The organism is Thalassovita sp., from assembly GCF_034670005.1.
Taxonomy (GTDB): Bacteria; Pseudomonadota; Alphaproteobacteria; order Rhodobacterales; family Rhodobacteraceae; genus Thalassobius.
In genome coordinates, this window is sequence record NZ_JAXMOH010000013.1 from 91,401 (window position 1) to 105,277 (window position 13,877).

A 13,877-nucleotide genomic window follows, 5' to 3' on the forward strand; every position below is an offset into this window, starting at 1 on the left:
GAAAAATGGCTGCATACGAATTTGAGACGCACGAATATGACGTGGTTGTCGTCGGTGCCGGTGGCGCCGGTCTGCGCGCCACTTTGGGCATGGCTGAACAGGGTCTGCGCACCGCTTGTGTAACCAAGGTGTTCCCGACCCGGTCGCATACCGTGGCAGCACAGGGCGGTATTGCCGCATCGCTGTCCAACATGGGCCCCGACAACTGGCAATGGCATATGTACGATACCGTCAAGGGATCGGACTGGCTCGGTGATACCGACGCGATGGAATACCTTGCCCGCGAAGCGCCCAAGGCGGTCTACGAGCTGGAACATTACGGCGTGCCGTTTTCGCGCACCGAAGAGGGCAAGATCTATCAGCGGCCCTTTGGCGGTCATACCACCGAATTCGGTGACGGCCCGCCGGTACAGCGCACCTGTGCCGCCGCCGACCGGACCGGCCACGCGATCCTGCACACGCTCTATGGCCAGTCGCTGAAGAACAACGCCGAATTCTACATCGAGTATTTCGCCATCGACCTGATCATGTCCGATGACGGGCAATGTCAGGGTGTGGTGTGCTGGAAACTCGATGACGGCACCATGCATGTGTTCAACGCTAAGATGGTGGTGTTGGCAACTGGCGGCTACGGCCGGGCGTTTTTCAGCGCAACCTCGGCCCATACCTGCACCGGCGATGGTGGCGGCATGGTGGCGCGCGCTGGTCTGGCGCTGCAGGACATGGAATTCGTGCAGTTCCACCCGACTGGCATCTACGGCTCGGGCTGCCTGATCACCGAAGGCGCCCGTGGCGAAGGCGGTTACCTGACCAACTCCGAAGGCGAACGTTTCATGGAGCGTTACGCGCCCCAGTACAAAGACCTCGCACCGCGCGATTACGTATCGCGGTCGATGACGATGGAAATCCGCGAAGGCCGCGGTGTGGGCGAGCATGGCGACCACATCCACCTGAACCTGTCGCACCTGCCTGCCGAAGCGCTGGCCGAACGTCTGCCGGGCATTTCGGAAAGCGCCAAGATCTTTGCCGGTGTCGATGTGACCAAGGAACCGATCCCGGTTCTGCCGACCGTTCACTATAACATGGGCGGCATCCCGACCAATTATTGGGGCGAGGTTCTGAACCCGACCAAGAAAGACCCGACCGCGATTGTACCGGGCCTGATGGCTGCGGGCGAAGCTGGCTGCGCTTCTGTGCATGGGGCCAACCGTCTTGGGTCGAATTCGCTGATCGACCTTGTGGTGTTTGGCCGCGCGGCGTCGATCCGTGCCGGTCAGGTGGTCGATGCGGACGCGCCGAATCCGGAACTGAATCAGGCTTCGATCGATAAGGCGTTCGAACGCTTCGACAGCTTGCGCAACGCCAAGGGCACAATCCCGACCGCCGATCTGCGGTTGGAAATGCAGCGGACCATGCAGGCGGATGCGGCAGTGTTCCGTACCGACAAGACCCTGCAAGAGGGCGTCGAGAAAATGACCGCGATCGCCGCCAAGATGGACGATCTGAAAGTCACCGACACCTCGCTGATCTGGAATAGCGATCTGATGGAAACGCTGGAATTGGCCAACTTGATGCCGAATGCTCTGGCCACCATCGTTGGGGCCGAGGCGCGCAAGGAAAGCCGTGGCGCCCATGCCCACGAAGATTATCCGAACCGCGACGACAAAACCTGGCGGGTCCACACCGTCAGCCGTGTCGATGGCAACAAGGTTGATCTCAGCTATCGTCCGGTGATCGTCGATCCTCTGAGCACCGAGGAAGAAGGCGGCATTTCGCTGGCGAAGATCGCGCCCAAAGCGCGGACGTTCTAAGGAACCGCGATGGACCGCAATCAGCAAAAGCACCTGCGCAAGGCATTTCAGGTCGCCGGACCCAAGGTCCGGCGCCATCTGAGGCCGTTGCTGCCGCAAAGCGCGGTCAGCTTTGCAGGGGTGGAACTGCTGGTGAATCCACAGGACAACTACACTGAGCAATGCATCTGGCTGAACGGAGAACCGCCCGAGGCGCAATCGTTGAAAGCGCTGACGGATATGATTGCCGGCAAGCGGGCGCTGGTGCTGGATATTGGCGGCAATTGCGGTGCGTTTGCCGTGCCGCTGGCCCGTGCCGCCGGTGCAGGGTCACGGGTGATCGCCTTTGAACCCAACCCGGTGATGCTGGGGCGGCTGGGCGAAAACGTGCGCCGCAACGATCTTGGCCATGTTGTGCGCATCGAAGGTTGCGCATTGGGGGCCGAGGAGGGCGAAGCCAAGCTGATGCTGCGGGCCGGGAATTACGGTCAGGCATCGCTGCGCGGCGTCGCCGCTGGCAAGGTCGACGGCGCGGTCTGCGTACCGGTCCGACCCTTGGCCCCGTATCTGAAGGGCGCCGACGATTACGATGTCTGCGTCATGAAGATAGATGTCGAAGGGTTCGAGGATTCGGTTCTCAACCCTTGGCTCGATCAAGCAGGCGAGGCTGACATGCCCGACGCGATCCTGATGGAAACCGAACACGCCAAGGAATGGGATACCGACCTGATCGGCCGGATCACCGCCGCCGGGTACAGCGCCGCATTCGAAGGCGAAGGAAACACTTTGTTTGTCCGCGACGCGGGCCGACTGAACTGAATCAACGCGGCCTGGCCGCAGCAAGATTGAACAGGGCTCCGGGCCAATTCCGGCGCCGCATTACAGGAGAAGCGACAATGGTCCAGCTGACGCTCCCGAAGAATTCCCGGGTTCGTACCGGGAAAACCTGGCCCAAGCCCGAAGGTGCCACCAATCCGCGCAAGTTCCAGATTTATCGCTGGAACCCGGATGATGGCGAAAACCCCCGGGTGGATTCCTATTTCATCGACATGGATAAATGCGGTCCGATGATCCTTGACGCGCTGATCAAGATCAAGAACGAGATCGATCCGACCCTGACCTTCCGCCGGTCCTGCCGCGAAGGCATCTGCGGGTCCTGCGCGATGAACATCGACGGCATCAACACGCTGGCCTGTATCTACGGCATGGACGAGGTAAAGTCGGACACGGTCAAGATCTATCCGCTGCCGCATATGCCGGTGGTCAAGGACCTGATCCCCGATCTGACCCATTTCTATGCCCAGCATGCCAGCATCATGCCGTGGCTGGAAACCAAGACCAACCGCCCCGCGAAAGAGTGGAAACAGTCGATTGAAGACCGCAAGAAACTTGACGGCCTCTATGAATGCGTGATGTGCGCCAGCTGCTCGACATCCTGTCCCAGCTATTGGTGGAACAGCGATAAATACCTTGGTCCGGCCGCTTTGCTGCATGCTTATCGCTGGATCATCGACAGCCGGGATGAGGCCACCGGCGAACGGCTGGACGATCTGGAAGATCCGTTCAAACTGTATCGGTGCCACACGATCATGAACTGCACCAAGACTTGCCCCAAAGGTCTCAACCCGGCTGCGGCGATTGCCGAGATCAAGCGCATGATGGTCAACCGCACCGTGTAAGGTTTTGTACGATCCAAACCATTAAAAAGGTCCGCCATCTGGCGGACCTTTTTCTTTGCCTATGGTCAAATCTGCAAATGCTGCATAGCGGCAGGGCATGATTGGTGGATGTTATTTTCGGCCCGATCTCTATCTTCAAGGTCACAGGGAGGGATCATCAAAGAACCGAGGCTATGATGTCCGAAACCGCTAAAACCCAACAAGAGCAAGCCCAAGAAGCGCTGGCATGCCTGGAACAGGCATATGCCTATTACACAGCTGAAACCGCCTTAGCGCCCAGGGGTGAAGAGTTCGTGGAATATTACGAATACGCTGCAGCCGCCTGAATCGTGGCTCCCATCAGTTAGAGATAAAAGGCGTACCCGCAATCGGGCGCGCCTTTTCTTTACGCAAGGTCCGTGTTTGCGAATGCCTTTCCTCGGCCTAGCCTGACCGTCGGGAGGAATAATCATGGTCGATGTTATCGTTGTGGGCGCAGGCCTTGCCGGTCTTGTCGCAGCATCCGAAGCCGTGGCCCGCGGGCGCAGGGTTCTGTTGCTGGATCAGGAAGGGGAGCAAAGCCTTGGCGGACAGGCCTTTTGGTCGCTCGGCGGGCTGTTTATGGTTGATACGCCGGAGCAACGACGTATGGGCATACGGGACACCCTTGCGCTGGCAACCACGGACTGGATGGGCAGCGCCGGTTTTGACCGCGCCGAAGATGCCAATCCCCGCAGGGTGGCCGAGGCTTATCTGGATTTCGCGGCGGGCGAAATGCGCCCGTGGCTCAAAAGCCTCGGTATGCGCTGGTTCCCGGTAGTAGGCTGGGCCGAACGGGGCGGGGCGCTGGCCAACGGGCATGGTAATTCGGTGCCGCGGTTCCATGTGACATGGGGCACCGGGCCGGGGGTGGTTGCCCCGTTCGAACGGTTGGTGCGTGCGGCGGCGGCGGATGGTCGGCTCAATTTCGGGTTCCGCCACCGGGTTACGGATTTGATCTTGGAAAATGGTTCCGTGGCTGGTGTTGCGGGCGAGGTGCTGCGCCCTGACAAAGCCGACCGTGGGCGTTCCACCACACGCGACGCCGTCGCGCGGTTCGAACATCGCGCCGGGGCGGTGATCGTGACTTCGGGCGGGATTGGCGGCAATCACGACATGGTGCGGGCGCAATGGCCTGTTGACCGGTTGGGCCCGGCACCACGGCGGATGGTGGCGGGGGTGCCCGATTACGTCGATGGCGAGATGCAGCAGGTTGCCAAAGCGGCAGGCGCTGCGGCGATCAACGAAGACCGGATGTGGCATTACACAGAAGGGTTGGTAAATTGGAATCCGATCTGGCCCAATCACGGCATTCGTATTCTGCCCGGTCCCAGCTCGGTCTGGTTCGATGCTCTGGGGCAGCGGATGCAGGCCCCCTGCCTGCCGGGTTTCGACACGTTGGCGACCTTGCAGCGTATCTTGTCGACCGGGCACGAACATAGTTGGTTCATCCTGAGCCAGAAGATCATCGAAAAAGAATTCGCATTGTCAGGCAGCGAACAGAATCCCGACCTGACAGCGGGCAAGTGGTCGGCGGTGATCAAGGCGCGTTTGGCGGGCAAGGGGGCCCCGGCCCCGGTCGAAGCATTCAAAACGCATGGCGAGGATTTCATCGTCGCAAAGACCCTGCCTGACCTGATCGACGGCATGAACCGGCTGACCCCCGATGCGCCAATGGACCCGGCCCGGATCGCCGCGCAATTGCTGGCGCGCGATGCCCAGATCGACAATGAATTCGCCAAGGATGCGCAAGTGATCGCGATCCGGCAGGCCCGTGCCTATCGTGGCGACAGGCTGATCCGAACCGCGAAGCCACATAAAATCCTCGATCCTGCCAACGGGCCGCTGATTGCGGTGCGGCTGAATATCCTGACCCGGAAATCGTTGGGTGGGCTGCATACCGACCTTAACGGGCAGGTTTTGCGCCCGGACGGATCAGCCTTTGCGGGGCTTTATGCCGCGGGCGAAGTTGCCGGTTTTGGTGGCGGTGGCTATCACGGTTATAACGCGCTGGAAGGGACGTTTCTGGGCGGCTGTATCTTTTCCGGGCGGATGGCGGGGCGGGCGGTCTGACTTTCGCCTTTGGTTCGAACCCTGTAAACGGGCGGCATGATTTACCCTATCGGTCTGATTGTCGCCTTCATCCTGATCATGATCTTTTCGAACCGTCGGACGCGGCACTGCAAATGGCGCGCCGACCGGCGCGGTGACCGCGATGGGCAAAGCTGTTATCGCTGTGCGGTTTGCGGCGCCGAAAGCTTTACAACGGACCATTCCCCGCCCAAGGTTTGTTACGCAAAAACGCCGCCCCCCGTTTTCTGATGTCCCGAGGTCGACATGACTGACATTCCCGCCGATGCCGAGGCCCGCCGTGCGATTGCGCCGGTGATTGCCTATCCCAACGACACATTGCCGAAGTGCGATCTGGACCTTTACCGTGCCGCCCGCGCCGGGGCGCGGAAAGTTGACGAGGTGATGGTCGCGCCGCGCGATGCAGGCAGTTTCCGGGTCACGGCGGGGCAGTTTTTCCGCATCAGTTCGGTTGAGGGCGCGCAGGTCGGTGATTTGAACCTCTGGAACGCGAATGATCTGTCAGAACGGTTTTATTCCGGCAAGACAAGGGCGTTGCACGGAACGCATCTGACGGTGGGCGAACGGATGTGGTCGACCTTCCCCCATTTGCGCCCGCTGGCGACGATCGTTGACGATACGCTGGACTGGTACGGAATCGATCCTTTTGGCGGATCGGTGCATGACGTCATCGGCACCCGCTGCGATCCCTATACCCATAACCTGTTGACCGGCGGGCAATATCATCATTGCTGTCATTCCAATCTGACCCGGGCGTTGGCCGATGCGACCGGTATGAGCCTGACCGACGCGGAACCGCATGTGCATGACGTGCTGAATGTTTTCATGTGTACCGGGTTTACCCGCGACACGGGTCAGTATTTCATGAAAGCCAGCCCGGTCCGGCCTGGCGACTATCTGGAGTTTTTTGCCGAGATCGACCTGCTGGGGGCGCTGTCGGCCTGCCCGGGCGGGGATTGTTCAGCTGAACATTCCAGCGACGCGACCGCCTGTTATCCGCTGCTGATCGAGGTTTTCGCCCCCGACCCGGCGGCGCTTCGGGGCTGGGAGCCGCCGCAGGTGAATGGCTACGACCGCAGCCACGGGCGGTAAGGCCGGACCGGGGCGCTGCCCCGGACCCCGGAGTATTTTTGCCAAGATGAAAACCGACTAGCCCGCGTTGATAAAATGCAGCTTGTCGAAGCCTTGCCGCCAGGCGGCGACCTCGGCGGCCAGCGTTTCCGGCGCGTTCGAGCGCAGGGCGCTGGCGATCAGCCGGGCCAGTTCCGGCATATGGGCGGGGGTCATGCCCCAGCGGACCAGTTCCGGCGTCCCGATGCGCAGACCGTTCATGTCACCGTCCAGTTCTGGCAGGGGTAATCCGATTCCACAGGTCAGGAACCCCGCCTTGCGAAGGGTTTTCGAAGCTGCCTGACCGCCGCCGAAAGGGTCCGCTTCCAAAGCGAACTGATGCGATGTGGTGGCACCCTTTTCGGCGGCAAAAACTGGTAGCCCGAGGTCGCCAAGCGACTTGGCCAGCGCCTGTGCGGTGTCGATCATCATCCGGGCATAGCCGGCACCCTGATCGCGCCAATCCAGCATGGTCATCGCCAGAGCCGCGGATTTGGCCGCATCGAAATTCGCGGTCATGCCGGGAAAGGCAATCGCGTCGAGCCGTTCGGCAATGTCGGCATCATTGCTGACGATCAAACCCGAAGGAGGACCGCCGAGCGATTTGTAGGTGCTCATCGTCATCAGATGCGCGCCTTGATCCAGCGGATTGGGCCAGGCGCGCCCGGCGATGATCCCGCATTGATGGGCGGCATCGAACAGGACATAGGCGCCGACCGCATCGGCGATGGCGCGGATTTCGGCGACCGGATGCGGAAACAGGTTCAGGCTGCCGCCGATGGTGATGATCCGGGGTTTGACCCGTTCGGCCAGCTCCGCCAACCCGTCGAGATCGACGCTGTAGCCGTCGGCATCGACCGGGGCGGCATGGCTTTGCAGCCCGTAAAGCCCGGCGCAACCGGCCGCGTGATGGGTGACATGACCGCCAATAGTGGCGGGCGGGGTGATGATCGCATCGCCCGGTTTCGCCAGCGCCATGAAGCCGTAAAGATTGGCGATTGCGCCCGAGGGCACCCGGATTTCGGCATATTGGGCGCCAAAAATCTCGGCGCTGAGTTCGGCCGCGATCACCTCGATTTCCTCGATCGCTTCGAGCCCCATTTCGTATTTGTCGCCGGGATATCCAAGCGAGGGCCTTGTGCCGAGCCCGGAGGCCAGCAGCGCCTCGGCGCGCGGGTTCATCACATTAGTGGCGGGGTTCAGGTTGAAGCAATCGCGTTCATGAATCGCCCTGTTGCGGGTCGCCAAGGCATCGATCCGGTCCGCAAGATCGGCGCTGGTGCTGTTGGACACCTTGGCCGACAGGGTCTGGATAAAGGTTTCGCACAGGGGCGGAACCCAGTCGCGCGGGGCCAGATGCGGCATGACGGTCTCCTGTTTCCAATCAATGCCACAAAACCCGGTTCCGCAGTATCGCGCAAATCAGATTTCATCTATTCTATGCCCAGAAAAACTGAGTCTGCTAATGCCTGTTCATCCGCCACGCCCCACCGGTCCGCCATTGAATGCCCTGCGTGCTTTTGAAGCTGCCGCCCGTCTGGGCGGGTTTTCCAAAGCAGCGGAAGAGTTATGCGTGACCGCTGGGGCGGTGGCGCAGCAGATCAAGGGGCTGGAAGACTGGGCCGGTGCGGCGCTGTTCGACCGGCAACCGCAAGGGGTGGTTCTGAACGATCTGGGGCGGCAGGTTTTACCGCTGGCTGAACGTGCCTTCGATCAATTGGCGGCCACGGTGCAGGAAATCCGCGCCGTCGCCAGCCCCAACCGACTGCATATCGCGGCCCTGCCCGCCGTGGCGCAGCTGTGGCTGTCGCCGCGTTTGCCGGCCATCCGCCGGGCGCTGCCGGATCTGGTGATTTCGGTCACGGCGCTGGAACAGGTGCCGAACCTGGCGCGAGATCCTTTCGACCTGACCTTGTTTCTGGGTGATCCAGAAGAAGGCCAGATTATTGCAATGGACGAAATTTTACCGGTTTGTGCCCCTGCTGTGGCAGAAGGATTGGCGCAGATTGCGGATCTGGCACAAGTGCCCTGTCTGTCCGACAGCAGCTGGTCGCAGGATTGGGCGGTCTGGCTGAAAGTACGGGCCGGGGCGGAGGCACCGCAACTGCACGGACCGGTCTTTTCGCTTTATGCGCTGGCGGTGCAGGAGGCGGTGAACGGGGCCGGGGTGTTGATGGGACATCAAAGCTTGATCGAACAGGATCTGAAAGCGGGCCGTCTGGTCTGTCCTTTCCCGCAGGCTGTACCAACGGGAAAGGCGCTCGTTTTGACCGCGCGCAACCCGATGCGGCCCCCGCTGGCGCGTCTGATCGGCGAATTATGCGAAAGCGGCCTCTAGCGCGATTTCGACCATGTCGCCAAAGGATCGTTCGCGGTCCGCCGACGGCAGGGCTTCATGGCGGATCAGGTGATCGGACACGGTCAGAACGGCCAGGGCCCTTACGCCATAGCGCAGCGCCAGATTATAAAGCTCGGCCGCTTCCATTTCGACCCCCAGAATGCCGTGGCGGGTCATCTGGTCGTTCAGATCGGGGCGTTCGTCATAGAACACATCGGCGGAATAAATGCCGCCGACATGGGTTGAAACGCCCTTGGCTTCAGCCGCGTGCGCGGCGGCTTTCAGTAGCGACCAGTCGGCCGAAGGGGCAAAGTTGAAGACCCTGAAAATACCGGAGGAGGGGGTCGAGACCGACGAGGCGGTCATGGCCAGGATCAGGTCACGCAGCTTCACCTTGTCTTGCATGCCACCGCAGGATCCGATGCGGATCAGCGTTTTCGCGCCGTAATCGCGGATCAGTTCATTAGCATAGATCGACAGGGACGGCATTCCCATGCCGGACCCGTGGATGGTCACCGGATTGCCCTTGTAGTGGCCGGTGAAACCCAACATTCCGCGCACATCATTAACCAGTTTGGGGGCATCCAGAAAGGTTTCCGCCGCCCATTTGGCGCGATAGGGATCGCCCGGTAACAGGACAGTTTCCGCGATTTCTCCGGGCTTCGCCCCGATATGGATGGTCATGGCGGTTTCCTAACGTTGGTATTTGATGAACGGGGTCAGCGTTGCGATCCGGTCGTAGAGTTTCCGCGCGGTGTGGTTAAAGTCCTGCGTCATCCAGTAAACCGAAGGTGCGCCGTTTTCATCCGCAGCCTTGTACACCGCCTCGATCAGGGCGCGGCCAATGCCCTTGCCGCGTACCTCCGGATCTGCATAGAGATCCTGCAGGTAACACACATCCTCCAGTCGCCAGTTATGGGCGTGAAAGATGTAGTGCACCAGCCCGACGGGCCTGTCATCCACCAGCGCCAGCAAGGCGTTCTGATTGTCCCGTTCCGGATCAATCAGCCGGGCAAAGGTGGCCTGATAGACCTCTTCCGGAACCGAGCTTTGGTAAAATTCAAGGTAAGCGGTCCACAGACGCCGCCAGTCGGTTTCGTCAGCGGCGCAAAGCGGGCGGATGTCCAATGCCATTCAGTATCCTCATCCTCTTGGTTTTAGGGCACAATGCAGAAGCCGTCCGCATATGGCAACCTTAGGGTGATGCTGACGTAGCCAGAGGGCAGGACACCGCGCCAAACCGCCCGTCGCGGTGTTGGATCAGCGCCGGATGCGAAAGCCTTTCAGGGTTGTGTCATGATCGGCCATTTCGGTCTGCACATCACTGACCGAGGCCGCGCCGGGCCCTTCCCACAATTCATCAATCATTGTCTGAACCGCGTCTTTTTCACCATCGAACAGGGCGCTGACCGATCCGTTATCTTCGTTGCAGACCCATCCTGACAGTCCCAACCGGTCTGCGCGGGAACGGGTCCAGGCCCGAAAGGCGACTCCCTGAACATGGCCCGTGACGCGGGCTTTCATGGCGATCTGATCCATGACGTGCTCCGTTTTCGACAAGGACAAAGGTAAGCTGGAACAGGTGAGTCGGGCAAGCGGCGGCATGCATGTGGAGGCCACGGTCAGCCGCCATCGGAGACGTAACGCTTAAGGTCCGGTCTACACTTTGATGGTCGCATCCTTGATTGAGCTGATGGGAGTGGGTGGAAATCGAAAATCCCAGAAGTTTCGGTCGGTGATGCAATCACGATTGCCCCTCAGCCCATCCGGCGAACACGCCATCTTCGCGGCGTGGGGCTGGGTTTGAGTGCTGGTCCCTCTGCAACAAAGGAAGGTCTCCGACCTGCCTCGGTTGGATGGCAAAGTCCTTCCTGTCTGGTCGCGAAAAGACCCTGTTTGGCCGGTTTAGACCTGCAGTCGATGCTTGGACTGTGCCTAATTGCAAGGGATCGAGTACCGGCAGGGTCTGATCAGCATTCAATCAGGCGGGGTGCATTTTTCCGACCACATGCATCAAACAGCGCGTGGACGCTTTGAGACCAGCAAGGAAGCGAAATTATCCAGTGTTATCGGCCTGAAGTTTGTGACGATTTTCGCCTTGTTTTCCGGAAACACTGTCGTTAAACGGGTCGGCGGAGACGTGGCCGAGTGGTCGAAGGCGCTCCCCTGCTAAGGGAGTAGGCCCGGAAGGGTCTCGAGGGTTCGAATCCCTTCGTCTCCGCCACCAAACATCATTGCGGACATCGATAATGTGGTTGAAAATCAAAGAGATTTTCTTGATGATCGTCGATTCTCGTGTTTGCTGTTTTAAATTTTGCTATACAAATCGCTATACATTTTGCTCTACATTTGCTGCAAAGCGGTGAGGTGACTATGGCGATCAAGCGCAGAGGCAGAAAGCTGTCCCTCTATAAAAGAGTGCCCAAGAGATATGAATCGGTAGAGCAGCGCAAGTTCGTTTGGCTTTCACTTCACACTGATAGCGTGTCCGAAGCCGAGACCAAAGCAGGCCTGGCTTGGGAACAACTGATTGCAGGTTGGGAGGCTAAGCTGGCAGGTGATACATCGGATGCCGAACAGCGTTTCGAGTCCGCCCGTGAACTAGCGGAGGTCCGAGGATTTCGTTACATGCGCGCGGAAAAGGTCGCGAAGTTGCCCACGGAAGAGCTGCTGGCCAGGATCGATGCGGTGCCGGTCAGCAAGGGCAGGCCGGATCTGAAGGAAGCGGCTGCGCTACTCGGCGGGGCTAAGGAGCAGGAGATCACCGTCACGCGTGCCCTGATGCTTTACTGGGATTTGGCGCGCGAAAAGACGATCGGCAAGAGCGCTGATCAGCTCCGAAAATGGAAGAATCCGCGCAAGAAAGCTGTTCAGACTTTTGTGAAAGTCGTGGGCGACAGGGCTCTCTCCGAGATCACTGGGGACGACATGCTCGACTTCCGTGCCTGGTGGTTGGACAGGATCGAAAACGAAGGGCTGTCACCCGGCAGTGCGAACAAGGACCTCATTCATCTCGGCGACGTCCTGAAGACCGTGAACAAGATGAAACGGTTAAACCTGGTTCTCCCCCTGTCCGATCTCAGCTTCAAAGAAGGGGAAGCCGTGCAGCGGCCTCCATTTTCTGATGCCTGGATAAAAGACAAGATCTTGGCGCAAAGTGCCCTCGACGGTCTGAACAAGGATGCTCGCTGTATCCTGCTTGCCATGGTCAACACGGGTGCGCGGCCGAGCGAATTGGCTGCTCTGACTTCCACTCAAATCCGGTTGGACGGTAACGTGCCGCATATTTCGATTGAGCCGGTAGTGCGTCAGCTCAAGAGTGCTAACGCTCGCCGCATTATTCCACTTTGTGGGGTCAGTCTTGAGGCTATGAGTGCATGCCTGGACGGCTTCCCTCGATACAGTGACAGCTCTGCCAGCCTGTCGGCAACAGTGAACAAGTACTTGCGTGAAAATGGCTTGATGGAAACGCCAAGGCACACACTATACGGTTTGCGCCATAGCTTTGAGGACCGCATGCTGGCCGTAGGTGTCGACGAGCGTATCCGGCGAGATCTGATGGGGCATGCGCTTGATCGCGAAAGGTATGGCAAGGGGGCGAGCCTGGAGCACCTGCAAGTGCTTATTCAGGCGACGGCTTTGTAGCGCTCGGCGATGGCCTTGGCTCGCTGTATTGCGTCATCCTGCATTTCAAAGAGAGCGATCTGGCGTTCGATCCGTTCGAAGACCGGCAGGTAGACCGGGTCCTCGATGACCAATGCGGCCACTTTGCTGTATGCGGCCTTCAGCTTTTCCAGATCAACACTCATACTTTCGCTATAGCAACGAGCCGACCGGATGCAGAAAATTCTTGAAAGTTCCTAGTGGTGTTGCTGCTGCGTCACGCTCCTCGGGCAAAAGGGAGGAGGTGGCAGCGGGGAAGAGCAACTCTTAGCTTTGATAATTCCCGCGATTACAGAGCGTTCCTGCCGCTCATCCCCATACATGCCATCGCCAAAATGTAGATGTGCAGCATGTGCTGCGTCACATCTGAGAGAGCGAGAATGACCAAGAAACCGCATGCAGACACCAGGTTGGCGAAATACGTAGAACGCCGGGTGCTCGAATTGAAACACACCAAATCCCAGTTGCAGATCGCCGGCGAGGCCGGCTTCCCGAACCCCAACATGATCACGATGATCAAGACCGGCGCCACCAAGCTGGCATTGGACCGGGTGCCCTCTATGGCACGTGCGTTGGAATGCGATTCCGCATACCTGATGCGCCTGGCGCTGGAGCAGGCGATCGGCGATACCGCCGCCCAGGCCATCGTAGAGATCTTCGGTACGCCGGTAACCAACAACGAGCTCGGCTGGCTGCAGGCGATCCGAGAGGCATCGAACAACACTGATCCCCGGCTGACCAGCAGGTCGCAGGCGGCGATCAAGGCAATTTTCGGGAGGTAGACGCCATGTATGATCAAGAAGATGACCTTACCCCCAACGAGCGCACCTGGCTGGAATTCCTGCGACTGATCGGCGGCGGTAGCGACCCGCAGCCGACCTTGCGCCGCGTTCAGCTTCTGCGGCGTCTCTGTGCGCTCCGGCGGGCATAGGATGATTGTGGATTAGGTTGGCGGCGAGGAATGGCTCGACCACCGCGCCTCGCCGGATCCCACTAGGGGCAGTTGGCCCTACGTTTACATTGGGGTTGCCACGGGTTTACGTGACCAAAATAGTCGGAAATGTCCGTCGTCAGAGTTTTTCGGAATGCTGAGCTTGTTTCGTAACGGAGGCTCTGGTTCGGTTTGTATTTGAGTTTATGCGGCAGCGGATTGGTGCTGCAAGCGACGTTTTCGGATCGTCTGTTTCT

At 59.6% G+C, this 13,877-nt stretch carries 16 protein-coding genes and 1 tRNA gene; 12 read left to right on the forward strand and 5 right to left on the reverse strand.

Annotated features, from left to right (window positions below):
• Nucleotides 1-5 precede the first annotated feature (5 nt).
• The 6 genes from sdhA (at nt 6) to VOI23_RS17585 (ending at nt 6,670) form a co-directional block, all read left to right on the forward strand.
• Nucleotides 6-1,811: a succinate dehydrogenase flavoprotein subunit gene (gene sdhA, locus VOI23_RS17560; RefSeq protein ID WP_323786321.1), complete on the forward strand. Its 1,806-nt coding sequence runs from the start codon at nt 6-8 to the stop codon at nt 1,809-1,811.
• A 9-nt stretch (nt 1,812-1,820) separates the two neighbouring features.
• On the forward strand, nt 1,821-2,609 hold the full coding sequence (locus VOI23_RS17565; RefSeq protein ID WP_323786322.1) for an FkbM family methyltransferase: 789 nt from the start codon (nt 1,821-1,823) through the stop codon (nt 2,607-2,609).
• A 77-nt stretch (nt 2,610-2,686) separates the two neighbouring features.
• Nucleotides 2,687-3,469: a succinate dehydrogenase iron-sulfur subunit gene (locus tag VOI23_RS17570; protein WP_323786323.1), complete on the forward strand. Its 783-nt coding sequence runs from the start codon at nt 2,687-2,689 to the stop codon at nt 3,467-3,469.
• A 104-nt stretch (nt 3,470-3,573) separates the two neighbouring features.
• Complete coding sequence (locus VOI23_RS17575) at nt 3,574-3,795, forward strand: hypothetical protein (RefSeq protein WP_323786324.1); 222 nt, start codon at nt 3,574-3,576, stop codon at nt 3,793-3,795.
• 124 nt (nt 3,796-3,919) lie between these two features.
• Nucleotides 3,920-5,560 (forward strand): FAD-binding dehydrogenase, encoded by a 1,641-nt coding sequence (locus tag VOI23_RS17580; protein ID WP_323786325.1) that lies wholly within the window; start codon nt 3,920-3,922, stop codon nt 5,558-5,560.
• Between the two features lie 264 nt (nt 5,561-5,824).
• The gene (locus VOI23_RS17585) at nt 5,825-6,670 is read left to right on the forward strand and encodes an urea carboxylase-associated family protein (protein ID WP_323786326.1); all 846 of its coding nucleotides are present in this window, start codon (nt 5,825-5,827) and stop codon (nt 6,668-6,670) included.
• 57 nt (nt 6,671-6,727) lie between these two features.
• Here the strand turns inward: VOI23_RS17585 and glyA are convergent, their stop codons facing one another.
• Entirely contained in the window at nt 6,728-8,053 is a 1,326-nt protein-coding gene (gene glyA, locus VOI23_RS17590) for a serine hydroxymethyltransferase (RefSeq protein ID WP_323786327.1), read from the reverse strand.
• A 100-nt stretch (nt 8,054-8,153) separates the two neighbouring features.
• Here glyA and VOI23_RS17595 point away from each other — a divergent pair, with 100 nt between their 5' ends.
• A complete protein-coding gene (locus tag VOI23_RS17595; RefSeq protein ID WP_323786329.1) occupies nt 8,154-9,026 on the forward strand; it encodes a LysR family transcriptional regulator in 873 nt (290 codons plus the stop codon).
• On the opposite strand, the gene deoD is transcribed toward VOI23_RS17595, so the two are convergent.
• The 3 genes from deoD to VOI23_RS17610 form a co-directional block, all read right to left on the reverse strand.
• On the reverse strand, nt 9,006-9,710 hold the full coding sequence (gene deoD / locus VOI23_RS17600; protein ID WP_323786330.1) for a purine-nucleoside phosphorylase: 705 nt from the start codon (nt 9,708-9,710) through the stop codon (nt 9,006-9,008). The two genes, VOI23_RS17595 and deoD, sit on opposite strands and share 21 nt — an antisense overlap.
• 9 nt (nt 9,711-9,719) lie before the next feature.
• On the reverse strand, nt 9,720-10,160 hold the full coding sequence (locus VOI23_RS17605; protein WP_323786331.1) for a GNAT family N-acetyltransferase: 441 nt from the start codon (nt 10,158-10,160) through the stop codon (nt 9,720-9,722).
• A 126-nt stretch (nt 10,161-10,286) separates the two neighbouring features.
• On the reverse strand, nt 10,287-10,565 hold the full coding sequence (locus VOI23_RS17610) for an acylphosphatase (RefSeq protein ID WP_323786332.1): 279 nt from the start codon (nt 10,563-10,565) through the stop codon (nt 10,287-10,289).
• A gap of 400 nt (nt 10,566-10,965) precedes the next feature.
• On the opposite strand from VOI23_RS17610, the gene VOI23_RS17615 reads away from it, so the two are divergent.
• From VOI23_RS17615 to VOI23_RS17625, 3 genes are all read left to right on the forward strand, one after another.
• Nucleotides 10,966-11,199: a hypothetical protein gene (locus VOI23_RS17615; RefSeq protein ID WP_323786333.1), complete on the forward strand. Its 234-nt coding sequence runs from the start codon at nt 10,966-10,968 to the stop codon at nt 11,197-11,199.
• Nucleotides 11,161-11,250 (forward strand) — tRNA-Ser (locus VOI23_RS17620). Before VOI23_RS17615 ends, VOI23_RS17620 begins: the two co-directional genes overlap by 39 nt.
• Nucleotides 11,251-11,399: 149 nt before the next feature.
• A complete protein-coding gene (locus VOI23_RS17625; RefSeq protein WP_323786335.1) occupies nt 11,400-12,671 on the forward strand; it encodes a tyrosine-type recombinase/integrase in 1,272 nt (423 codons plus the stop codon).
• On the opposite strand, the gene VOI23_RS17630 is transcribed toward VOI23_RS17625, so the two are convergent.
• Nucleotides 12,653-12,835 (reverse strand): hypothetical protein, encoded by a 183-nt coding sequence (locus tag VOI23_RS17630; RefSeq protein WP_323786336.1) that lies wholly within the window; start codon nt 12,833-12,835, stop codon nt 12,653-12,655. The genes VOI23_RS17625 and VOI23_RS17630 overlap by 19 nt on opposite strands.
• Before the next feature lie 234 nt (nt 12,836-13,069).
• On the opposite strand from VOI23_RS17630, the gene VOI23_RS17635 reads away from it, so the two are divergent.
• Nucleotides 13,070-13,471 carry an XRE family transcriptional regulator gene (locus VOI23_RS17635; protein WP_323786337.1) on the forward strand — a complete coding sequence of 134 codons (402 nt, stop codon included), beginning with the start codon at nt 13,070-13,072 and terminating at the stop codon, nt 13,469-13,471.
• Between the two features lie 5 nt (nt 13,472-13,476).
• Entirely contained in the window at nt 13,477-13,620 is a 144-nt protein-coding gene (locus VOI23_RS17640; RefSeq protein ID WP_323786338.1) for a hypothetical protein, read from the forward strand.
• Nucleotides 13,621-13,877: the final 257 nt, after the last annotated feature.